The sequence below is a fragment of the Gaetbulibacter aquiaggeris genome, from assembly GCF_044003965.1.
Lineage (GTDB): Bacteria > Bacteroidota > Bacteroidia > Flavobacteriales > Flavobacteriaceae > Yeosuana > Yeosuana aquiaggeris.
This window is the reverse complement of the sequence record NZ_JBAWKC010000006.1, coordinates 1-24,702: the sequence shown is the minus strand read 5'-3', so window position 1 is coordinate 24,702 and position 24,702 is coordinate 1. Positions and strand designations below refer to the sequence as shown.

The 24,702-nt window shown below is 32.9% G+C and carries 18 protein-coding genes and 1 pseudogene; 12 read left to right on the top strand and 7 right to left on the bottom strand.

Annotation, left to right across the window (positions count from 1 at the left end):
* Window positions 1-185: 185 nt before the first annotated feature.
* The 5 genes from V8G56_RS15085 to V8G56_RS15065 form a co-directional block, all read right to left on the bottom strand.
* Window positions 186-2,657: a glycoside hydrolase family 95 protein gene (locus tag V8G56_RS15085; protein WP_395439294.1), complete on the bottom strand. Its 2,472-nt coding sequence runs from the start codon at window positions 2,655-2,657 to the stop codon at window positions 186-188.
* A gap of 205 nt (window positions 2,658-2,862) precedes the next feature.
* On the bottom strand, window positions 2,863-3,087 hold the full coding sequence (locus V8G56_RS15080; protein WP_395439293.1) for a hypothetical protein: 225 nt from the start codon (window positions 3,085-3,087) through the stop codon (window positions 2,863-2,865).
* 147 nt (window positions 3,088-3,234) lie between these two features.
* Window positions 3,235-3,996, bottom strand: a complete 762-nt coding sequence (locus V8G56_RS15075; RefSeq protein WP_395439292.1) for a DUF6090 family protein — start codon at window positions 3,994-3,996, stop codon at window positions 3,235-3,237.
* Between the two features lie 29 nt (window positions 3,997-4,025).
* Window positions 4,026-4,760 (bottom strand): DUF6090 family protein, encoded by a 735-nt coding sequence (locus V8G56_RS15070; RefSeq protein ID WP_395439291.1) that lies wholly within the window; start codon window positions 4,758-4,760, stop codon window positions 4,026-4,028.
* Between the two features lie 18 nt (window positions 4,761-4,778).
* Entirely contained in the window at window positions 4,779-5,552 is a 774-nt protein-coding gene (locus V8G56_RS15065; RefSeq protein WP_395439290.1) for a DUF6090 family protein, read from the bottom strand.
* Between the two features lie 792 nt (window positions 5,553-6,344).
* On the opposite strand from V8G56_RS15065, the gene V8G56_RS15060 reads away from it, so the two are divergent.
* The 12 genes and pseudogenes from V8G56_RS15060 (at window position 6,345) to V8G56_RS15005 (ending at window position 21,958) form a co-directional block, all read left to right on the top strand.
* Window positions 6,345-6,884, top strand: coding sequence for an RNA polymerase sigma-70 factor (locus tag V8G56_RS15060; protein WP_395439289.1), 540 nt, complete (start codon window positions 6,345-6,347; stop codon window positions 6,882-6,884).
* Between the two features lie 193 nt (window positions 6,885-7,077).
* The gene (locus tag V8G56_RS15055; RefSeq protein ID WP_395439288.1) at window positions 7,078-8,256 is read left to right on the top strand and encodes a FecR family protein; all 1,179 of its coding nucleotides are present in this window, start codon (window positions 7,078-7,080) and stop codon (window positions 8,254-8,256) included.
* A gap of 104 nt (window positions 8,257-8,360) precedes the next feature.
* A complete protein-coding gene (locus V8G56_RS15050) occupies window positions 8,361-11,921 on the top strand; it encodes a SusC/RagA family TonB-linked outer membrane protein (RefSeq protein WP_395439287.1) in 3,561 nt (1,186 codons plus the stop codon).
* Window positions 11,922-11,931: 10 nt separating this feature from the next.
* Entirely contained in the window at window positions 11,932-13,665 is a 1,734-nt protein-coding gene (locus tag V8G56_RS15045; RefSeq protein ID WP_395439286.1) for a RagB/SusD family nutrient uptake outer membrane protein, read from the top strand.
* 24 nt (window positions 13,666-13,689) lie between these two features.
* Window positions 13,690-14,835 carry a glycerophosphodiester phosphodiesterase family protein gene (locus V8G56_RS15040; protein ID WP_395439285.1) on the top strand — a complete coding sequence of 382 codons (1,146 nt, stop codon included), beginning with the start codon at window positions 13,690-13,692 and terminating at the stop codon, window positions 14,833-14,835.
* Window positions 14,836-14,841: 6 nt separating this feature from the next.
* The gene (locus V8G56_RS15035; protein WP_395439284.1) at window positions 14,842-16,290 is read left to right on the top strand and encodes an outer membrane protein assembly factor BamB family protein; all 1,449 of its coding nucleotides are present in this window, start codon (window positions 14,842-14,844) and stop codon (window positions 16,288-16,290) included.
* A gap of 85 nt (window positions 16,291-16,375) precedes the next feature.
* Complete coding sequence (locus V8G56_RS15030) at window positions 16,376-17,863, top strand: outer membrane protein assembly factor BamB family protein (protein ID WP_395439283.1); 1,488 nt, start codon at window positions 16,376-16,378, stop codon at window positions 17,861-17,863.
* 92 nt (window positions 17,864-17,955) lie between these two features.
* Window positions 17,956-18,900 (top strand): glycerophosphodiester phosphodiesterase family protein, encoded by a 945-nt coding sequence (locus V8G56_RS15025; RefSeq protein WP_395439282.1) that lies wholly within the window; start codon window positions 17,956-17,958, stop codon window positions 18,898-18,900.
* A gap of 117 nt (window positions 18,901-19,017) precedes the next feature.
* Complete coding sequence (locus tag V8G56_RS15020) at window positions 19,018-20,361, top strand: MFS transporter (protein ID WP_395439281.1); 1,344 nt, start codon at window positions 19,018-19,020, stop codon at window positions 20,359-20,361.
* A gap of 30 nt (window positions 20,362-20,391) precedes the next feature.
* On the top strand, window positions 20,392-21,435 hold the full coding sequence (galE, locus tag V8G56_RS15015; protein ID WP_395439280.1) for a UDP-glucose 4-epimerase GalE: 1,044 nt from the start codon (window positions 20,392-20,394) through the stop codon (window positions 21,433-21,435).
* 19 nt (window positions 21,436-21,454) lie between these two features.
* Window positions 21,455-21,706 (top strand): annotated as a pseudogene (locus V8G56_RS15010) (hypothetical protein).
* Window positions 21,707-21,733: 27 nt separating this feature from the next.
* The gene (locus V8G56_RS15005; RefSeq protein ID WP_395439279.1) at window positions 21,734-21,958 is read left to right on the top strand and encodes a Fic/DOC family N-terminal domain-containing protein; all 225 of its coding nucleotides are present in this window, start codon (window positions 21,734-21,736) and stop codon (window positions 21,956-21,958) included.
* 305 nt (window positions 21,959-22,263) lie between these two features.
* On the opposite strand, the gene V8G56_RS15000 is transcribed toward V8G56_RS15005, so the two are convergent.
* Both V8G56_RS15000 and V8G56_RS14995 read right to left on the bottom strand, forming a co-directional pair.
* The gene (locus V8G56_RS15000) at window positions 22,264-22,974 is read right to left on the bottom strand and encodes a DUF6090 family protein (protein ID WP_395439278.1); all 711 of its coding nucleotides are present in this window, start codon (window positions 22,972-22,974) and stop codon (window positions 22,264-22,266) included.
* Window positions 22,975-23,176: 202 nt separating this feature from the next.
* Window positions 23,177-24,391, bottom strand: a complete 1,215-nt coding sequence (locus V8G56_RS14995) for an alpha/beta hydrolase-fold protein (protein ID WP_395439277.1) — start codon at window positions 24,389-24,391, stop codon at window positions 23,177-23,179.
* Window positions 24,392-24,702: the final 311 nt, after the last annotated feature.

The following is a 24,702-nucleotide window of genomic DNA, read 5'->3' as shown; positions in this document are numbered from 1 at the left end:
CCCCTCAGGAACCTGTTATGTTTTTATTAGTAAATAGAGAGTTTACTTTTTTTTAATTACCGAGGGGTAACCAAAAGGTTAACTACTTTATATTTCAAAAAACAAAGCTTTGTATTCTTTATTACTGAAAAGAGAGGATTCAACTTCCCATGAATAAATGAATCGATAGTTCTATTCTTTTTATATCAAATTTTTATTAATTGATAGGTTTTGCCTTTGGTGGTTTTAAATTGAAGAGATCCGTCTTTATTTGTTGTAAAAGCAACTTCTTGTCCTCCTTCCATTATTTTGAATTTACCTTCTATTTCGAGTTTACATAGGATACCTGCTTTAGAGAGGATTTCTAAATCTGTAACTTTTTTATCCTTCCAAACCATTTTTAGTTGGAATCCACCTCGAACGCAAATACCATCAAATTTTCCAGTACCCCACTCCTTCGGTAAGGCTGGAAGGATATCAATTACACCTTCATGAGACTGTACCAACATTTCTGTAATTCCTGCGGTTACCCCATGAGAGCCATCAACTTGCATTGACCCTGAACATAATGCAAAAAGTGATTTGGTACATACATCTTTGAGGTATCCTTTGTAAATTCTTAAAGCTCTTTCACCATCATATAACCTTGCCCAAATTCCCATCTTCCAAGCTCTAGACCAACCTGTTGATTCATCACCACGTAAATCCATTACTTTTTTTAATGGCGCTACAAGTTCTGGAGTTCTTTTCACAGAAAGTACATTGCCAGGATACACTCCATACATATGTGAGAAATGTCTATGGTGTTTTTCCATCTGACCATAATCTTCAGTCCATTCTTGAAGTGTTCCGTCTTTACCAACTAGTGAGGGAACCAACCGTTCTCTTGCTTTGGCTACCTCGTTGGCATAATAACCATCTTTACCTAAGATCTCAGTCGCTTGAATGTAGTAACTGAAAAGGTCTTTAAGAATCTGCATGTCTATTGTAGAACCATAAACAATGGTGGTGAAGTAATATCCAACAACTTCATCATAAAAGTATTTGTAACCGGGTCCTGCTGGTGGATTCTCTGGTGAGTTAGATGGGCTGGTAACCAACCATTTCCCATTTGGATGCTCTACAAGAAAATCCATAAAGAAGTCAACTGCTCCTTTCATAGTAGGATATGCTCTTTCTAAAAATGTTTTGTCTTGCGAGTATAAGTAGCGTTCCCACATATGCGTAGTTAACCACGCCCCTCCAACTGTGAATGTTCCCCATTGTGCACCATCCATTGGCGCAGCAACTCTCCATAAATCTGTATTTTGGTGGAAAACCCATCCTTTAGCACCATAATGCTCTTTAGCAACTTTGCTTCCTTCATCTTTTAACTCTTCAATCATCTTGAAGAGAGGTTCGTGAAGTTCTGAAAGATTGGATGATTCTGTTGCCCAATAATTCATTTGCGTGTTGATGTTGGTTGTGTATTTTGAATCCCATGATGGATTTGGATTATAATTCCATATACCTTGGAGATTGGCTGGTTGTGTACCAACTCTGCTTGAAGAGATTAGTAAATACCTCCCAAACTGGTAAGACAAGGCTGCCATTTGTGCATCAGGATTGTTCTGAATACTATCAACCCTAACATTAGTAGGAAGATAGGAGGAAGGAGTAGATTCAAAACTCATGCTTACCCTTTTGAAAAGATGCTGAAAGTCTTGAATTGCTTCCTCTCGAACTTTTTTGTATTGCTTGTTATCCACATTTTTCATGTAGTCTTGAACTCTTTGTGCCTGGTCACCGCTTACATCCTTGTAATTAACAAAGTTGGTTGCTGCTGCATAGTAGATGGTCACTGCATCTGCATTCTCAACAATAAGTCGGCTGTCGTCCAGACTAACTTTACCGCCTTCATTGAGAAATCGTGCTCTACCTTCGTATAACATTTGGCCGTCAATACCGAGATAATCTGCAGACCTTCCTCTAAGGACCAATTCATTTTCATTTTCTCCATCCATCCAAAAATAATCTGTTCCGTAGTTGGAATGGGCATTATTTCTCATACCTCTGAGTTCTGCTTCAAAAGAGAGCATTCCTGGTTTATTGGATGTGAGACGAATTGCGATTGTTTGATCTACATGTGATGAAATTACTTCTCTTGTGTATGTCACTCCATCAATTTTGTAAGACACACCAGCGACGCCAGTTGATAAATCCAACCAACGTTTGTAATTGCTATACTCTTGCCCTTTTTTGTAAAACAAATGAAGTGCACCTAAGCTTTGGTATTTCATTTGCTCAATTGGATAACCCAATAGATTTCGGCTAAATAATTTGTGTGCTTTTATTGGCTCTCTCTCAAAAAGTAATTTTTGAATTTCGGGTAATACTTTGTGGCCGCCTTTAACAACGGTGCTGTAAGGTCCACCTGAATAGTAAGTATCCTCATTAAGGCAAATTTGTTCTTCTTCAATACCTCCAAACACCATGCCACCCAGCCTTCCGTTACCAACAGGCAATGCATCTTCCCATATTTTTGCTGGTTCCTTGTACCACATCAAAGTGGCGGGGTCAAACTCCTTACTGTCAATTTTATCACTAAGATCCTGTGACCATAGCTTTGTTGGTATAATACTATTGAGAAGTAAGCATGCAATAACGAAGGAAATTCTGTATTTAAATTTGTTATTCATCTTTATTTTGAATTCTATTTCAATATAATTTATGATATTTAATATTTAAAAGCAAACTCTGTCCTTCTTCCCCTAAATAAGACGCAAACTCTTGATTTTTTTTATAATGTTTAATGTCACATAAGGTCCAACTAAAACCAGTATGCGACTAAGTTTTTAGAGGCACTATGATTATCCGCCACGTCAGGTGACTAAGGACGCATATTTATTTAAGTGTTTGTTGTGGTTTGTTGTTTTTGAAAATAAATATGCCAATCAAAAGTCCAATGACAGCACCAACTGGAATACCCACTAAAGCCATGAAAAATGAGATTATTGAGCTTCCACCAGTGTATCCCATGCTTGCACCAATTTGCGCTCCTCCAATGAAGCCAGCTATACAGCCTAAAATGACCAGTACTATTCTGAATAAGACGGTAAATATTTTCATTTATGATTATTTGTTGATAAAAACAATAAGGCATAACTGTTTTTTATACCCAACTACCTATATTTAAGCACAAAATAGCAATTATTTTTATACGTTGTTGTGCTTTCATTATTTTTAAAGCTTTAAATAATCATCAATCATCAATCATCAATAATCTGTCATTTTATCTATTTCAGTAATTATATGTAATCCTATGGATTTTCCTCTTTTATAAGGTGTAATTATATTCCATTCTTGCGCTACTGCCTGACTGACGATATTCCTAAATGCCGTCGAATCATGTATATCTTTAAATACGTTGTTAATTTCTTCTTGAGTAGTTTTTGTGGCTTTCAGTTCATCGTTATTCATAAAAATGTAAGCCATCATTAAAGTTCTATCAACGTCATATGCCATTTTAGCTTCTAATGTTTCGACATAATCATTATAACTTTTTTCTGCTTCTGCCATTTGATGCGTTTTGGCATAGTAGTCAATGATTAGGTTATTTAAATCAGACCCATTTAATTTTCCTAAATATGGTGAGTTTTTTAAGCCATCATAAGCACTAGTATTTGGTTTGAAATAAAAATCTCTATAAGAATATAATGCGTAGCGCGTATCGTTAAAATCAAATGTCTTGTTTAAAAAATTAAGCTGCTCTTTTTTACAGTATGCTACGATAACTTCTCTTTTTTTAATTAAAGAATCTAGAACTTTGATATCTCCTTTTATATTTTCTTTTAAACTTAACAAATATTGATTTAATTCTGCTTTTCCTTTTTTCTCTTCATTCCAATTATTTATTTGCAAGGCAATCAATATTCCAATAACTACGAGGACTATTTCTCCGACAGCATATTTAAAATACTTACCAGTTTTATTTTTTTCCATAAGGTCGTATCGTATTTTTTTAAAGAATTTTATCATTGATTAGTGGTTTGTGCTTTCGTTAATTTTTATTGTCTTGATTGTAGCTCTTTATCTATTTCATTAATTAAATTATCCATTGAAATCATGATATCTCTAAAAAACTCAAAGCCTCTTTTGCGCTGCCTTAAAATCATACTTAATATATTTTTGAATTCTTCATTTTGCTTTAAACCCTCAAAGTCATTCGGTCTTGAGAGCATTAAATTTTCTTCATGGAAACGCTTCATATGCTTTGCGAAAAAAGGTGTCACAATATTTGACATGAGTTCGCTTTCACTTGTGTCATAATCTTGAATAATTTTTGCTAATTCTATTTCGTACATATTTACAATTGCATTTTTAAGAACCTCATTTGAAATGAGGTCTAAACCTTTAGTTTGTAAAGAACTATATGCAGTATTTATTATATATGGACTTGCCCAAAATGTTAACCTTCCAAAACTAGTATCTAGTTCTTCATTATAAGGGAGGTTATTTTTAATATAAGTTTCAATTTTTTGATAGTTGTATAGATCTTCATGATTACGTATGGTGTCACGTTTAAAATTAGCTAAATTAGATTCTAAATTGGTTTTTATATCAAAAAGCAATTTTAGTTCTTCATTTTGAAGTTTTCTATCTTCATTCCAATTATTAATACTTAAGGCTATGAGAATACCGATAACCACAAGCACAATTTCACCAATAGCATACCTCAGGTATTTCAATGGTTTATTATCGTCTGCAAGTGTTTTACGGATTTTTCTAAAGAATGGTATCATTGGTTTTTGCTGAAGATTTTAATCATCATTTTGTTTGTCTAATTCTGCTTTAAGCAATATTTTTATGGCTTTGGCCTGATTACAGATATCGTCATAACTATTTCCAGCCATCAGCTTGTTTTGGATAACATAAGGTATGAACTCCAAAAATTTGGGTTTGTTCAACATGCGTTCAAATGTTTCTTTTGCCTCAATCGCACTATAATTTTTAGTAATATAATAATCGCCCATGTCTATAACTTGACTTGTTGTAAAAATGCCCTGTTTAAGCTGAGAATAATTAAGTTGAATGTCTTGTTGGAGAAAATTATATTGCCCTTCGGATGATGTCCAAGAGTAGTATTTTTGAAGTGCTGCCCTGAGAGCCTCATTACTAATTAGAGAAAGATTTCCACTAGATTTGAGTTCTTCAAAAGCATTGTCCGAAATAAGCGGTATGTTGGTATAACTAGCATGTTCGATACTTTTCATAAAGTAACTGGAAGAATCTACGGCCAGCTGTGGCTTATCTATCGTCCTCAACAAAAATTCAGCACGATGAATACGGCTTTTGTTTAAAGAAATAGCGGTCAAAATGTTTTCTAGATTGGTGTTTAACTCAACTACAAAACGCTTAAGGAATATTTTTTCTTGAATGCGTTCTTTCCTCTGTTCGTTCCAACTATTAATCTGAAGCGCAATCAAAATTCCTATTACAACAAGGATAATTTCTCCAATGGCATACCTAAAATATTTTATAGGCTTGTTATCGTCTGCAAGTGTTTTACGGATTTTCCTGAAGAATGGTATCATAAGGTTGGTTTGATTTACTTCAATAAGTTATAAATATACTAATTACTTGATTTCTCTATCATATCAAATAATATTTCTTTTGGTGAATTAGTTTGGTAAAGGTCTTTTAATTGCTTTTCTAACCTGTTACTTTTTACATAGAGTTTTTATAAGTCGTCTGAACATTTAACCGTTTATTTTAATGAAATTGAGTATTTTTTTATCTATATATCGGCTAATAATGGACTAAATATAAAAACAAAAAACCCTAACAAATTGATTAACAATTGTTAAGGTTTAAATTATGCGGAGAAAGAGGCTCCGATGACCTTTAAATTTTATCAGTGATATCAAAGGGTTCCGCTTTTTAAGTTGCCATAGGGTAACTCATAGGGTAACCACTTTTTTTTATATCAAATGTTCTAATGTAAATAAACGAAAATTATTTTAAAAAGTTAAACTCTTCTCTAATTTTTTAATTTCAATTATAAGAATCTAAGTGTTGCTAACTAAAAGTTCGAGTCTAGTTCCAACTACAAGTAAAACCTTCAACCTTTTTTGGTTGGGGTTTTTTTGTTTGCAGCAAACTTTTAGTAAAAAAATCTTAAAAATATGTTTCGTTTTTAATTATTTAAGATGATTTTCTTTTTTTTAATATGGTAATAGGTTGTAAAATTTAAAAAAGTAAATATTTAGTGATTATATAATCTATACATATTTGTTCAATTTATATAATGTTGATGTTTTAATTATTAAGTAATTCCTATTATTTTACTTAATTTGCGAATTATTGAATCCATATTAAATAATATATTGGTTACAGAAGACAATAAAAGCAGTAAAAGTAATTTGAAGCAAATATTTGATGCATATTACGAAGCACTCGTACAATATGCTAATCGATTTTTGCATACAAAAGCTGAATGCGAGGATTTGGTTCAAGATGTTTTTGTTAGTCTTTGGGAAAAGGAAAACATATTTCCTGATGAGGTATCATTGAAGGTTTATCTATATAAAACTGTACGCAATAAATGCTACAATGTGATTAAACATAATAAAGTAAAAAATAAATACGCTGAAATTACAATTCAGTCAATAGAAGACGATAATTTATTTTTAAAACAAATTCTTGAGGAAGAAATTGTTCGCCAATTATACCATGCTATTGAAGTCCTTCCCGAAAGGAAAAAGCAAATTATTAAATTAAGCCTTAAAGGGCTTAAAAATAGTGAGATAGCTGATGAACTAAATATAAAACTACAAACCGTTAAAACGTTAAAATCTCAATCTTATAAAATATTAAGGGAACAGTTTAAAGATTTAAGCACCATTATCTTCTTTTTATTGGCATAATTTTCTTTCTTGCCTCAATTAAAACTTAGGTATTTGTAGTATTCAATAGCTATTTAAAACCAATTCGATTTTATTTTAAAATTGGGATTCCGGGAGTTATTCCTAAATATTTTCCATATTTCATAAAAAAAGATACTTTTTAATAGTACCTTATTAAAGCTTAGTTGTTCTATATATAAATACTACAAATAGAATGAACGATATTTTTCATATATCAAAACTTTTAATCAAGAAAAGATTAAAAATCTTAACGCTTTCTGAAGAATTGCAATTAAAGAAATTCAATAAACAATATCCCTTTTCAAAAAACATTAAAATTGAAGATTTAGTTGATAACATTGATGACTATGCTGCTATTAATAAGGAAAAAGCTTGGGAGTCTATTCAGAAGAAATCTCAAAAAATAAAAGACAAAACTGTTTTCAAAATCAGCAATAAAAAATGGTATCAATATGCTGCTGCTGCCCTAATTATTGGGATTTTAGCTACTGCCTATTTATTAAAGGAAACCTTAATTAATAAGCCTATTGAAAATACACCCATCATAGTTAAGCAAGATGTTAAGGTTATTTTACCTGGTTCAGATAAAGCAACGCTAACTTTAGAAGATGGTTCTGTTGTAATCTTAGAAAAAGGGAATGACTACCAATCACAAAATGTTAATAGTAACGGACAACAAATTGTGTATAAGGCAGGAGATAAAAAAACATCAGAGATTGCATTCAACTACCTAACCATTCCAAGAGGAGGTCAATTTTTTATTAAATTATCAGATGGTACTCAGGTATGGTTAAATTCCGAATCCCAGTTAAAATATCCTATTACTTTTATTGAAGGAAAAGCGCGTGTTGTAGAATTAGTTTATGGTGAAGCTTATTTTGACGTGTCACCAAGCACAGAACATCAAGGAGCTGAATTTAAAGTATTTAATCGATCACAAGAAGTTGAGGTTTTAGGCACAGAGTTTAACATTAAAGCCTACAAAGATGAAACAAATATCTATACTACTCTGGTTGAAGGTGAAGTGGCTATTAGTTCTGGTAGTCAGTATAATAAATTAATACCTGGTCAACAATCAAACTTAAATTTAGGAAATCAGAGTATAACAATCGCTAAAGTCGATGTAAACGCAGAAACATCATGGCGAAATGGTATTTTTAGTTTTAGAGGTAAATCGTTAAAAGAAATCATGAAAGTGATTTCTAGATGGTATGACGTAGATGTTGCTTTTGAGAACGAAAAACTTGAAGACATAACATTCAAAGGCGTCTTAGGTAAAAATCAAGATATTAAGGAAATCCTTGAAACAATCAAAAGTTTAAGTGTAATAAAAACCTATGAAATAAATGGTAAACAAATAATATTGAAATAAAAAACAAAGGGAACAAAGTTTAGACCGTGGAAAGTATAAAACTTATATCCCCTTTTTTAACAATTACTAATTAATCAAATGCTTAACTAATAACAATCAAATTTATGAAAATTAAACTAAACTATGTCCTTTTTTATATAAGAAGGAAGTTACTAATTAACATGATGAGAACCTTTATTTTCTTCTGCTTTACTGCAGTTTTTAGCTTTACACCTAGTAACGTGTTATCTCAAAATGCTAAAATCAAAATTGAATCAGATAAAACTCTAACGGTTGATGAGGTTTTTGATTTAATAATGCAACAAACAGATTACAAGTTTATTTATCAGGAAGGAATTTTTAAAGATTTTCCGAATGTTGAAGTTAAAAAGGGAATTATTCAAGCAAATGAGTTATTAGAAAAAAGTTTATCTAGCGGTAATTTTGTGGTATCTGTTGGAGCAGATAATACGGTTGTAGTAAAAGAGAAAATACCGAATAAGAAGGTTCAGCAACATTTAATTAATGGAATTGTTATTGATCAATCTGGACAACCATTACCTGGAGCCAATATTTTAGAAAAAGGAACGAACAATGGTACACAAACTGATTTCGATGGTGCATTCTCCTTTGAGGTTACCAACAAAAATGCTACAATAGTAATCTCATATATTGGATTTACTACTCAAGAAATTCCATTGAACGGGCAATCTAATATAACGGTTAAACTTTTAGAAAACACGGCTGCACTTGATGAGGTTGTGGTAGTTGGTTATGGTTCTGTAAAAAAAGAGAACTTAACAGGGGCCGTTGAGCAAATCACCTCTCGTCAAATAGAAAATAATTTAGGACCCAATACAGGACAATTACTTCAAGGGATTGCTCCTAACTTAAATGTAACCCTTGATGATGGGGGTATTAATGAAGAAGCTAATATTAATATCAGAGGGATTGGCTCAATAAATGGTGGTAACCCATTGATTCTTATTGATGGTGTACAAGGAAATCTCAATAGAATAAACCCTAGAGATATAGAATCTATTTCTGTATTAAAAGATGCCGCTTCTGCGTCCATATATGGCGCCCGTGCTGCTTTTGGTGTGATTTTAGTTACTACAAAAAATGCGAAGGAAGGTAAATTAAAGATTAACTACAATACTAATTATAGCTGGAGCTCACCAACAATTAGAACTGATAATTTTATTACAGATGGTTTAGATTGGGCAAGATTGAGCGATAAATTAAGTTTGTTAGAAAATTCAAGTACCTATTTAGGGTATTCTCAAGAAGATTATGATTATTTAGAAGCTAGACGTCAAGACCCCACTTTACCCTCCGTTTTAATTAAAACGGTAAATGGTGTTGAACGTTATGTTCATTATGGAAATACAGATTGGTGGAATACATTGTTTAGTGATTCTCAGGCGTCATCAGAACATAATTTAAACCTTTCCGGAGGAACTGATAAAGTAAACGTTTATCTATCAGGCAGGTTTTATACGAGAGACGGAATTTACAAAATAAATAAGGATGTATTGGATACCTATACAGTTCGGGCAAAAATTGATGCAAAGCCTTATGAATGGTTAGAAATAGGTAATTCAATTAACGTTTTTAGTAAAAATTATAGCCACCCAGCTACCAATGCTAGAAATTTAAGTGGTGCAAGTAATAGTGAAGACTGGAGGAAATACACATTTCATGCAGCACCATTGTATTTGCCAACCAATCCAGATGGCTCTCTAATAATAAAAGGGGCTTACACAAATAATAGAGACATAGCGGATGGAACCTTTGCTGACTTAATATATGGGAAAAGTAAAGGAGAAGAAAAAGATTTTGAAGTCTTCAATACTTCATCTTTTACGGTTAATGTAACTGAAGGGCTCAAATTGCACGGAGATTATAGTTTTAGAAAAAGACAGCAAAGCGAATGGGTTAGAATAATTTCAGCCCCTTATACTAACCAACCTAATGGTGAAGGGGTTTCCTTATATAAGACCAACACTGAAACTTATAAAGAATTAGAGCGCAATGAATTATATCAGGCTATAAACGCTTATGCTGATTTTGAATTTCATCCATTAGAGAATCATACCTTTTCTGCTTTAGTGGGTTTTAATCAAGAATGGAACTCATTTAAAAGAAATATTGCTAGCAGAAACGGAAATTTATCGGAAAATCTTAATTCGTTTAATCTGGCTACAGGAGATAATATCTTCTTGAATTCTGTTGAAGAAGAGTGGGCAATTCGAGCTGGATTTTATAGAGTAAAGTATAATTTGCTTGATAAATATTTGATTGAGTTTAACGGTAGATTTGATTTGTCTTCAAGATTTCCAGTAGATAACAGACTTGGTTTTTTCCCTTCTACATCTGTTGCTTGGAAGCTTAGTAATGAAGCCTTTTGGGAAAGCATAAAGCCATATGTAGGTAATCTAAAATTAAGAGCATCTTTTGGGTCATTAGGAAATCAAAACATCGGAGCGTATGATTATATCTCAACCTTATCTGTTCGACAAGGGAGTTATATTTCAAATGGTAGTTTAACTAATTACTTCACGACGCCTGACCCAGTATCTTCAAACTTCACATGGGAAACGTCTGAAACGTTAGATTTTGGTGTGGATGTATCTGCATTTAAAAACAGATTTAATATTACCTATGATTGGTATCAAAGAGATATTAAAGATATGTTGACCCAAGGGAAGCAATTGCCTTCTGTTTTTGGTGCTAATGAACCATTGGAAAATGCAGCTGATTTAAGAACTAAAGGATTTGAACTTTCTATCAACTGGAAAGATGAATTGAAATTAGCAGGAAAACAATTAAGCTATAATATTGGTTTTACGTTAGGCGACAGTAGAACTCATATTACAAAATTTGATAATCCTAATGGAGATATTCAACAGTTCTATGTAGGTCAAGAAGTAGGTGAAATTTGGGGTTATACTGTGGAAGGCTTCTTTCAAACAGATGATGAATATTTAAATCACGCAGATCAAGTATTAGTAAATGAGCGTATTCGCAATAACTATCTAATAAATCATCCAGTGGCTGGGGATATTAAGTTTGCAGATTTAAACGGTGATGGCGTAATATCTTCTGGTGATAGGACCTTATCAAATCCCGGTGATTTAAAGAAAATTGGAAATACGAATCCTAGATACAACTACGGTATCACATTAGGTGCAGAATTTGCTGGTTTTGATTTAAATGTTTTTGCTCAAGGTATTATGCAGCGCGATTGGAATCCAGGCACTGATAATGGTTTCTTTTGGGGTCCTTTCGCTCGACAATATGAAAACTTTTATCCTAAAAGTATAGAGAGTATGACTTGGTCTCCTGATAATCCTAATGCATATTTTCCTCGATTAGCTGTTTATGCCGAAAGAGGTGGTGATTATGAAGGAGCTCAATTACGAGTTAATTCGGATAAATACCTTCAAAACGCTGCTTATTTAAGAATTAAGAATATCACTTTGGGGTATACAATTCCTCAAACATTGGTGAGTAAATTACATGTGGATAATATTAGATTGTATGCTACTGGAGTTAATTTATTTACGTTTTCTCCATTATATGACCATAACCCTGACAGAACTGTTGATCCGGAACAATTGGGTAATGGGAATGCTTATCCTTTTACTAAGACTTACGCATTTGGATTAGATATTAAATTTTAAAAAGATAAAGATGAAAAATATAGTTAAACTTTTATTCATAAGTATTTTATTGGTTGCTTGTAACGATGATTTTCTTGACAGAACACCTTTATCTGAAATTGCTCCTGAAAATTCATTTCAAACAGCTTCGGATTTAGAATTATACACTAACAGTTTTTACAATGACTTACCTGGATTTGATGGTATTATTGGATTAGATAAACTTTCAGATAATATATTATACAATGGTGTGCCTTTAGAACAGTCAGGGGAAAGACTTGTACCTTCTACTGCAGGAAGTAGTGGATGGAGTTGGGATGATTTAAGAAAAATTAATACTTTTTTTAAATATTATGAGCAATGTGAAGATGAAGCAGCAAAAAAGGAATTTAGTGGAGTAGCGTCATTTTTTAGGGCCTATTTTTACTATAACAAATTAAAACGCTTTGGAGATGTACCTTGGTACGACCAAGTGATTGGAAGTCAGGACACAGACCTGTTATTAAAACCAAGAGACTCTAGAGTATTTATAACAGAAAAAATTATTGAGGACCTAGATAGAGCGATTGCTAACTTAAATACTGACCAATCATCTGATAGAGTTAATATTTGGACAGCCTTAGCTTTAAAATCAAGGATTTGCTTGTTTGAAGGTACCTATAGAAAATACCGTAATCTTTCTGGAGCAGATGAACTTTTAACACTAGCTTTTCAAGCAGCACAAAAAGTTATGACTGAGGGGCCTTACGCTTTGTATTCAACAGGCAATACTAATGATGACTACAGAGATTTATTTGCATCTAACGATGCTAAAGAGGTAGAAATCATGCTGGCAAGACGATATAGTAAAGATTTAAATGTTGTTAACAGTGTAAATTATTACTTCACCTCACCAACACAAGAGGACATAGGTTTAACAAAATCTATTGTAGACACCTATTTGATGAATGATGGTAATTCCTTTACAAATCAAGTAGATTATGAAACTAAAACTTTTCTTCAGGAGTCTCAGAATAGAGACCCTAGAATGTCACAAACCGTTAGAACTCCTGGATATATTAGGATTGATGGTGCATCTCCTTTACTTCCAGATTTTTCAGCAGCTATTAGTGGTTATCAAATCGCCAAATATGTGACAGATGAAACCCAAGATGGTTTCCAAGTTGGTTTTCAAGATTTGCCTATTTTGAGATTTGCTGAGGTGTTATTAAATTTTGCAGAAGCTAAAGCAGAATTAGGTTTGATAACCCAGCAAGACATCGATAATTCTATAGGATTGTTAAGAGCCAGAGTGGGAATGCCTTTACTCAATTTAGGTATAGCAAATGCTTCTCCAGATCCTGTTTTACAAGCTAGATATTCTAATGTTTCTGGAGCAAATGCTGGTGTTATTTTAGAAATAAGAAGAGAAAGAAGAGTAGAGTTAGTTCTTGAAGGCTTTAGATATGATGATTTGATGCGATGGAAAAACGGAAAACTTCTTGAAAACCATTTTAATGGTATGTATTTCTCTGGGTTAGGGGCTTTTGATTTAGATGGTAATGGTTCTCTTGATGTAGAGTTGTATACAGGCTCTCCTTCTACAGCTGCGCCTCAAAAAGTTGAAATAGGAGGAGTTATTACTTTGTCAAATGGGTCGAGTGGAAATTTAGTGCCATTTGCTGATAGATCAAAAAACTTTGATGAGACTAGAGATTATTTATATCCCATTCCATCGGGTGACAGACAGCTAAATCCAAATTTAGCTCAAAATCCTAATTGGTAATAAAATTTAATTCAATTTAAAAAGATGATAACTCAAAGTATGTTATATAGCTTTAAAAGAATAGCAAGTTATTGTATTGCTTTAGTTGTTTTAGTCTCTTGTTCTAAAGATGAGGCTCCTGTAAAACAGGAGTCTCTAAATGTATCTTTTTCAGTGATTACTCAAGATGTTTTAGTGGGAGAGTCCATTGTGTTCAATAACACGACAACAGGAACTATTAATGAAATAGTATGGGATTTTGGCGATGGAACAACATCTACACTTCAAAATCCATCACATACATATTCTGAACTTGGAGATTATATTGTAAATCTTACAGTAAAAAATGATACCCAAGAAAAGACTTCTTCCAAAGAATTTGTTGTCTCATTGTCTAACGACATTAGTGGTAGAAGTACCCTAAAAGAAAAATTAAATGGTATTATGCTTAATAATAAGATTTTGGTTTGTGCTCATAGAGCAACAGAACTTGATACGCCTGAAAATTCTTTAGCCGGTATTCAAAAGGCGATTAATAACGATATAGGTATGATTGAAATTGATGTTAGGCAAACCAAAGACGGAGAATTAGTTTTGATGCATGATGCTACCATTGATAGAACAACAAACGGCACTGGAAATGTTAGTAACTATACATTACAAGAAATACAGCAATTCAATCTGTATAAAGAAAATGGTACGTTGACCAATGAGAAGATACCAACATTAAATCAGGTGTTTGAAAAAGCACGAGGTAAAATTTATATAAACTTAGACATCAATGATAAAGCACCTTTTAATAGAGTGTATGCATTAGTAAAACAATATGGCATGTTAAAACAAGTACAATTTTACACCAAAGACAATAATTTAATTAGAAGCATGCTAAATACAAACCAAGATTTGGTGGTATTACCATATATAGATAATGTTTCAGAATTCAATGCCTATACAAGCACAAATTTAAGTATTGTGCATTATTCTGATAATTCATTTAATGAAACCTTAATTCAAGAGGCAAAAAACAAAGGTTGGGCTGTATATGCCAATGTGTATGTGAACACTAGTACAACACCTCAATCAGATAGTAATCGTTTAATTGATAAGTTCATTCTACTTGAAGGTCGTGTCTTACAGACCGATTACCCTGAGTATATTAAGAATTATTTACAACAAAAAAACTTAAACTAAAATAATATGAAAAGAATATTAAAATACAGTTCAATATTAATCTTTTTCTTTGTTTTATCGTGTAACAATGATGATGAAACGATAGATACTTCACCGGTAGCGGCATTCAAAGTAAATGAATTGTTAATTAATGAAGGGCAACCAGCAATTTTTACAGATTTGTCCTTTGATCAAAATGGCACTATTGTTAGTTGGTCGTGGAATTTTGGAAATGGAATAACTTCTACAGAACAATCACCATCAGTTATTTTGCCTATTGGTATATATGTAGTGGCATTAACGGTTACCGATGACACCGGTAACATTAACAGAAATGAGTTTTCAAAAACGATTGAAATTGTAGAGCCCTCCACAGCAACCATAGAACCTACCTTACTATGGAGTTTTAATTTACCAGGTGTTTTAGAAAGTGCCTCTCCAGCTATAGGTGATGATGGTACAGTATATATGGCGTGTAGCGCTAAAAATGGTTTAGAAAATATGTTTGCCATAAATCCAGGAGGAACAAAAAAATGGGGATTTGCAGCAGGTGATATAAATAGAACAACTGCTTCTATTGATGCTAATGGGAATATCTATATAGGTTCTTATGATGATAATTTGTATTCATTTAACCCAGATGGGTCTTTACGCTTTCAGTTTGATACAGGAAGTAACCCACGTTATAATGGAGCGGTTTTTGCCCAAGATGGAACTATTTATATCAGTTCACAATCTGACAGATTATTTGCACTAAATCCTGATGGCACTGAAAAATGGAGTTTTTTATCAGGGGGTGATATAAATGCTACACCTGCTATTGGAACAGACGGTACAATATTTATTGGAAGTACTGATGATTTTTTCTATGCTATCAATCCTGATGGCACTGAGAAATGGAAATCTCAATATGGTAGTTGGACTGCATGTGCAACAGCTTTGGGTGAAGATGGAACAATATTCTTTTCTGGCGAAGGTAATAATTTAGACCCAACTGCAGGTGGGGTATTAATAGCTTATAATCCTGATGGCACTGAAAAATGGCGGGTAGCAAGAAGTGCAAAAGTTTCAAGAGGAGGTCCGGTTATTGCACCCGATGGCACCATCTACTTAGCAGGAGAAGACGGTAAACTTATTGCTTATAATGGAACAAATGGCTCAATTAAATGGAGTTATGACTTATTTGGCTCTTCTTTAGTTACTGCCGCAATAGACAATGATGGTAATATCTATGTGGGAGACGAATCTGGATTCTTACACGTAATAGATTCTGAGGGAAATAAAAAATGGAAAGAAAAGGAATTAGGTACCAGAGTTTGGAGTTCAGTTACAATTGATAATGAGGGTGTCATTTACGTAGGAGCAGATCAAGGAGATGGTACGGCTAAGCTTTATGCTTTAAAAACTAATGCTACAGGTCCAGCCACAACAGGTTGGCCTATGCGTTCTAAAGACGCGAAGCATACGGGTAGATAACACTTTATATTCAATTACTTAATTATATATCGGACGGTTCGTAAAATGAACCGTCCTAACAGCTAACATTTTAAACTTAAACATTATGAAAAAAATTTACACAGTACTCGGATTATTATTATCTATGGCCACTTATGGTCAATTAGTGGAAAGCTGGTCTTACACATTACCAGATAAAGTATCTTACTCGGGCCCAGCCATTGCAGACGATGGTACCATTTACATAGCCTGTGATTACGCAACACGAAATACACTAACCTATGACACTTCTCCTCAAAATGTTTTTGCTATAAATCCAAATAACACTTTAAAATGGCAAGGGCATGTAAATGAAGGTGCTTTACAAGATAAAGTAGATCAAATTATATCCAGCCCTTCAATAAATGCTGATGGATCTGTTTATATAAGTGGACATTTTGGAAGACGAGTACATAGATTTAATGCCGCAACTGGAGATACTTTACGTACTTTTTACATGGACTCTAGAGTACGTTATTCAGCTCCTGCATTTGCAACCAATGGAGAAATTTATATACTAACTCGTAATAATAACGATAGAGGTTTACGTAACTTTTCTCTGGATTTAACGGTACAAAATTGGGTTTTTGGGATAGGTACAGATTTTAATAGTGTTCCAGCAATTGGATCAGACGGTACTATTTATGCGATAGCGACCAATGATAATATTTATGCCATTAATACAGATGGAACTCAAAAGTGGTCTGCAACTTATGGATCAGGGGGGTATGCGAGTTCAGCAATAGCACTTGCAAATGATGGAACGATTTATGCTTCTGCCAAATTAAATGCCGCGGGAGATGGTGTTTTAAAAGCATATAACCCAGCAGATGGTACTGAAAAGTGGTCTGTAACTTTTACGGGTGAAAATGCTGAAAAAGGAGGTCCTGCTGTAGCTGCAGATGGTACGGTGTATTTAGGTAATGCTGGAGGGAAAATGCAAGCGTTTAATCCTGCGAATGGTACAATATTATGGACTTATAATACATCTGGAAATGTAGCAATTGAAGTTGTACCAGCAATTGATAATTTAGGAAGACTTTATTTTGGTGATACAAGTGGCATGTTTTATGTCCTTAATAGTGATGGGACAGAAGCTTACACTCCTTTAAGTTTAGGAACTAAAATTACATCTCCAGCAGCTATTGATTCAGATGGTAAAATATACGTTGGTGTTGAGACAGCTTCTGGTGGTAAATTAAGTGCTTTAACTACATCTTCTGCAGGTTTACAAGTAGGAGGTTGGCCTATGTATGGTAAAAACGCAAAGCATACATCAAATGTTAATGCCATCACTTTATCAACCAATAGAGTATCTGCTATTAATGGTTTTAAAGTGTATCCTAATCCTGTTAAAAATGGGGAATTTTACATATCAACGGTATCAAATGGAGTTAAATCAGTTCAAATTTTTGATATGCTAGGTAAACAACTCTTTTCAAAAAATATCCAAGCAAATGAAAAAATTACAACTTCAAATTTGAGAACTGGAGTGTATATTTTGAAGGTAGTAGAAGACGATAAGTTAGCAACAACTAAATTAGTTATTAAGTAATTATTTAAAAAGAATATAAATAAAGCAGATGCAGCATTGTTTGAAAGATGTTGTGTTTGCTTTACTTTAAGTTCATTAATCTATTTTAAATTATGAGATTATCAAATTCGCTAGTTATAGTTTTATTACTCGTTTTTTTTGGTTGTAAAAATGAGTGTCCGTGTGATTCAATTGAATCCAACGATGCAAAAGCAACAGTAAAATCTTCTATTGAGGATAAAGTAGCAAACCTAGAAGATTCAAAGAATAATAAGGTTATTGTGGTTTCACACCGCGGAGATTGGCGAAATGCACCAGAAAATTCTCTTCAAGCCATCCAAAATTGTATTGATATGGGGGTCGATATGGTTGAAATAGATATACGAGAAACTAAAGATGGCCAGTTGGTTTTAATGCACGACAAAACTATAGATAGAACTACAACTGGAAAAGGACTTATAAGTGAATGGACTTTAGATTCACTCAAAACCTTGCGTTTAGTTGATGGGTTAGGTGTAGCAACTCAACATTTAGTGCCTACATTAAGGCAGGCACTTGAGCTATCTAAGGATAAAATTTTAGTGAACTTAGACAAAAGTTATGAAATTTTTGATAAATGTTATGAGATTATAAAAGAAACAGGAACGCAAGATCAAGTAGTTATTAAAGGCTCAAAAAAATTATCAACCGTTGAAAAGGAGTTTGGAAACTATTTAGGGAAAGTTCATTTTATGCCAATAATAAGCTTGCCAAATGGTAAGGCTAATATAATAGTTGATGAATATTTATCATCTAATAAATTACCTGTTGCATTTGAGTTTACTGTTGAGAGTGATACTATTAAATTCATTAATCAATTCAAAACAATTAGAGAAAAAGGCGCTAGTATTTGGGTTAATGCACTTTGGCCTCAACATAACGCTGGGCACGATGACGAAAAAGCTGTTCAGAACCCAAAAATTTATAATTGGTTTATAGATAATCACATCGATATTATTCAGACAGACAGGCCAGCATTATTATTAAAATATTTAAGAGAAAAAGGTCTCCATGATTAATAGCTTGTTTTATTAGTTTAGTAGAATTTGAATTGGCGTAGTGTCCTGCTGTGCCTTTTTAAATGGCACTAATAATAGCATTGTTTTCTTTAAAAAATCACTTACTAAAATTTACGTATGATAAAAAAAATCACAAGTTTTTACACAGCGTTATTAGCTGTTGAAGTTATAGAAAATCCTAATGAAATAAAGAAAAAATATAATCGTTCTCGTTGGTCTGTCTTTATGGCAGCAACCATTGGTTATAGTCTGTTTTACGTTTGCAGGTTGAGTTTAAGTGTAGTAAAAAAACCCATTGTTGATTCAGGTATATTAAGTGATTCAGAAATTGGAATGATAGGTTCTGCGCTATTTTTTGCCTATGCTATAGGTAAACTTACAAATGGATTTTTAGCAGACAGAAGTAATATTCGCCGTTTTATGTCAACAGGTCTGTTATTGACCGCTCTCATAAATTTGGCTTTAGGTTTTATTACATCATTTACGGCGTTTGCTATTTTATGGGGTTTTAGTGGTTGGTTTCAATCTATGGGTGCTGCCCCAAGCGTAGTTGCTTTGTCACGTTGGTTTAGTAATAAAGAGAGAGGAACATATTACGGTATTTGGAGTGCTAGCCATGGGTTAGGAAAAGCTATCACGTTTATATTAGTTGCGTTTATAGTGAGTATTTCAGGTTGGCAATGGGGTTTTTGGGGAGCAGGTCTTCTTGGATTAGTAGGAGCTATAATAGTTGCCTTATTTTTATACGATTCTCCAGAAAGTAAAGGGTTACCTTCAATTGCGGATTATAAAAATGATCATGCCCCAATTTCTGTAAAAGGAAAATCAGTTGGTGCCCTACAGAAAGAAGTATTAAAAAATCCATACATCTGGATATTGGCTCTTGCTAGTGCTTTAATGTATGTGAGTAGATATGGTATAGAAAGTTGGGGTATTTACTATTTAGAAGCACAAAAAGGCTATACAACTTTAGAGGCAAGTTCTATTGTTTCTGTGAGTGCCATTAGTGGAATTGTAGGCACTATAATATCAGGTATAATATCAGATAAATTTTTTAATGGAAGCAGGAATGTCCCAGTATTGATTGCAGGTATTTTAAATGTAACAGCTATTTCATTATTTCTTTTTTATCCAGACGGTTATCCATGGGTAGATACAGCAAGTATGCTGATTTTTGGCTTTGCAATTGGCATTTTAATAACCTTTTTAGGAGGGTTAATGGCTGTTGATATTGCTTCAAAAAAAGCATCAGGTGCTGCCTTAGGCCTTATTGGTATAGCAAGTTATATTGGTGCAGGTATTCAAGATACCATTAGTGGCTTTTTGATAGGAGATAATCATACCATTACAAATGGTGTAGATGCTTATGATTTTTCAACAGTTAAAATATTTTGGTTAGGTGCCGCAATTCTTTCATTAATATTAGCCTTGTTAGTATGGAATGCAAAAGCCAAAGATTAAAATGAGTTAAATAAATAATAATGAATATCAATGAAAAAAAAGATTTTAGTTACAGGAGGATGTGGTTATATTGGGTCGCATACTGTAGTTGCTTTAATAGAGAATAACTTCGAAGTACTGATAATTGATGATTTATCAAATTCAAACAAGGATGTAATTGATAGAATTAAGATAATAACTGGTGTTAAGCCAAAACTTTTAGAAGTTGACTTAAAGGATGGTTTTTTGTGTGATAATATGTTTTGTTATCATAAAAATATAGATGCTGTAATTCACTTTGCAGCTCACAAGGCTGTTTCCGAATCTGTAGAAAAGCCTTTAAAATATTATCATAATAATCTGTATGCATTAATCAATACGTTAATGGCTATGGAAAAATATAATATAAGTAATTTTATTTTTTCTTCCTCAGCTACCGTATATGGTAATCCTGAAACATTACCTTTAACTGAAGACAATAAAACACAACGACCATTTTCTTCTTATGGTAACACAAAAAAAATTGCTGAAGAAATCATTGAAGATGTTATTAATTCAAACTCAAATTTATCAGCTATTTCTTTACGGTATTTCAATCCAATTGGGGCTCATGAATCAGGACACATTGGCGAGTTACCTAACGGCATCCCAAATAATTTAATGCCATATATAACCCAAACAGCAGCAGGAGTAAGGGATAGGTTGATGGTATTTGGTAATGATTATCCAACTAAGGATGGAACACCAATTCGGGATTACATTCATGTTGTAGATTTAGCAGAGGCACATGTAATCGCTTTAAAAAGGCTTTTAAATCATAATCAAGAAACACCTTTTGAAATTTTTAATTTGGGTACAGGAAATGGCTATTCTGTTTTAGACATCCTAAATACTTTTGAAAAAATAATAGGTAAAAAAATAAATTATACCATTACTGACCGAAGGTTGGGAGATGTACCTCAATTATATGCGGATATAAATTTGGCAAAAGAGAAATTAGGTTGGATAGCAAAAAGAGACTTGGAAAATATGATTGATTCTGCATGGAAATGGGAACAAAATATTCGTTCAGAACAGAATGAAATAATGAATTAAAAGACAATTTAATTTAAATATGAACACAGACCTACAAGATTATTCTCATAAACGTTTAAATATCTTAACAGGAGAATGGGTCTTGGTATAACCACATCGCGCCAAAAGACCCTGGCAAGGACAAAATGAAACCGTTTCAAAAGAAGTGAGACCAAGTTATGATGAAAGTTGTTATTTATGTACTGGCAACACAAGAATTAACGAGCGTAAGTTTTACCCTTATAGTATAAACAAAGGTAGATTTTTAGTATATTTACCCTCGTTTATATAACGCAAGTAATTATTACCCTTGTTCAAAATGACAGATTTTAATAGAAATATACCCTGTAATAGCTTACCACTATTACCACCAAAGGTAACATTAGAAACCACTAAAGTATTACGAAAGACTATTGATGCTAGTAGAGCATTAGCACAACTTAATGGTATGCTCACTAATTTACCTAACCCAACCTTGTTTTTAGATACGATTCATTTACAGGAAGCAAAAGAGGCTCCGATGACCTTTAAATTTTATCAGTGATATCAAAGGGTTCCGCTTTTTAAGTTGCCATAGGGTAACTCATAGGGTAACCACTTTTTTTTATATCAAATGTTCTTATGTAAATAAACGAAAATTTTTTTAATTAAAACCACGTAAGTTAATTTCATTTTTTTTTCATTTGTTATGTTTGTTTTAAATTGTTTACAGCGTTTGGTGTATGGTTAGTTGCGTGTGCCGCAACTAATTTAGTAAACAAATACTAGCCAGAGGAAATTCCGAAGGAATTTTCCAGATGAGCACTAGCCATAGCAATGAATTATACATGGTGTTAGCCTTTCGTTATTTTATTTTGTAATATCATTACTATTCGAGAGCTCTATAATTTTATTTAATAAAACACTTGCTTTATTATACCTTTTCTCCAATTCTATTAAAGAATATAAACTGTTCTCTAGGTCATTTTCAAAACGTATTTCTTGTAATAAGTCTATATTTTCAATGTCGAACTTTGTGCCCTTTTTATTCTTATTATTATGGTAGTCAATATTAACTAGAGACCCTTTTTCACTTACAAAATAAACTAGTCGGTTTGTATTATTAGTTGAGCCAGCATGCCATTCTAGGATATCTTCATAAAGTCTATCCCAATCATATAAAAGAAGTTTAAGGTTTTCATTTTTCAAAGTTGATAATTTACCAGAATTTTTGATGTCATTTAATACATAAGAACTTGGATTCCAAGTAGGATTAGAGACAGCATAATAAATTAAGCTATCAATTATTATGTTATCCACCTCAATATTTTTTATACCGGTATATGATAATAAAGTATTACTCGCAGTAATTGAATTTTTAACACGTGATAAGTCAATCTCAAGTTCTTTCAAATTCTTTTGGAATTCATTATTTAGATTTTCAGTTAATGTTTTTAACGCATTATTTTCCTTTCGATTTTCATTCCATTGATTAATCTGAAGTGCAATTAATATTCCAATGACGACCAAAACAATTTCTCCAATTGCGTACTTGAAATACTTTCCAGAGTTGTTTTCCATTAGTAAGTTTTGTCTTATTTTTCTAAAAAATTTTATCATTTGGTCATTGGTTGTTCATAATGAAGGCTAACGGTTTGCAGCTAAGAAACGTGGGGCTTTTCGGAGTACTTTCCTGTTCGTCTGTGACAAAGAAAGCCACGAAGAACGAACCTTGCGGGAACCACTGTCCGACCCATGTTTTCTTAGGTGCTGTTAGCCTCTATTATTTATTTGATTCAAGCTTTTTGATTCTATCCTTATAGTAGTCTTCGCCACTAATTTCATATGCTATTCTTACATACTTTAAAGCGTTTTCTTTGTCTTTTTCAGATTCAAAATAATCTGCCATAGAATCATATACATTAGGACTTTTGGGATAATAGTCAATATTCATTTTAAAGAAAGCATATGATTTTTCACTCTCCCCCATCGATAATAATTGATAACCAAGTCGATTTATTACTTGTTCTTCCGGCATAACTGTATATCCAAAATGACTACTTTGTTCTTTATATCGTTTATTAAATATATTGAGCGCTTCATCAACAGGCGTATCAGCGTTTTTAATTTTCATCAAATCATTTTTATTTTCCGGATACCAACTAAAGAGAAAACATAAAGCATCATAGGTTGATCTTAGAACAACACTATTATGGTCTTCATTGTCATAATACTTCCAATCAAAATTTAGTTTATTTTGCCTATTTACATTTGCTGTCTTTGCAAAGGTCAAAATATGACGAATATGTTCTGTTGCTCTTGAGTTATCTTTTAAAACAGAAATCGTGTCAAGATTTAAATTTAATATTGACATCGTATTGGCAACTCCTACAAAAAGTGATTTATGAAAAAATTGATTGTTCTCTAAATAAGTCGAATACTCTTTTAAATAATCGTAATCGCCACCCCTCCATAGACTGGGGTCAATTGCTATATAGTTATCAAAACTAGCGGAATTTAAAAATAATGAATTTAATACAAGTAACCCCCCAATAGAATGTCCAAAAAAGGTGCGATAAGGTGTTGTAGGATATTTGCTATCTACATAAGGAAGCAATTCATTTTGAATAAACTGAGTAAACTTCTCCCCGTCACCAGGTAAAGGGGAAGCCGGACTTGGATTGTGGGGTTTTGTTGGTGTTAAATCTCTTAGTCTGTTAGTATTATTATCCACTCCTATAATAATCATTTCGGGTACTTTAACCCTTTCAAGTTGCTGCAGAATTGCACTAATTTTAAGTAGTTGTGTATCTCCATCTAAAACGATGAGAACCGGATATTTTTTTTTCTTGTCAGATGTTACACTTTCCGGTACATGTACCCAAATCTTTCTGTATTCATCTAATGTTTTTGAATATAAACTATCAACAAGCCCTATTTCAAATAAATATTGTTGGTCCTTTTTTGATTGAGAAAATAATGAATTATGAATAATCATTATTAGTGAGGTTATAAGTATTATTAATGGCTTATTAATCATATAATTTATTTTTTTAGTAATTGAGGCTAACGGTCTCGGCTAGGAGTAGTTGCATGGGTTAGCACGGAACTTTGCAAGTACACACCAAACTGAAAATCCTTGCGGATTTTCAGAAGTAGGCGAGAACAAGCAATTACTTATAGCCATCCTAAGTTTGTTTTCAATTAAATTAGACCTATTAATCAGAAAGAGCAAAAGAGCAGAGTAAGGTTATTATAGCCGTAGGAACTTTAGATTCCGTCAACAATGCGAATCCCTGCTCTTTTACT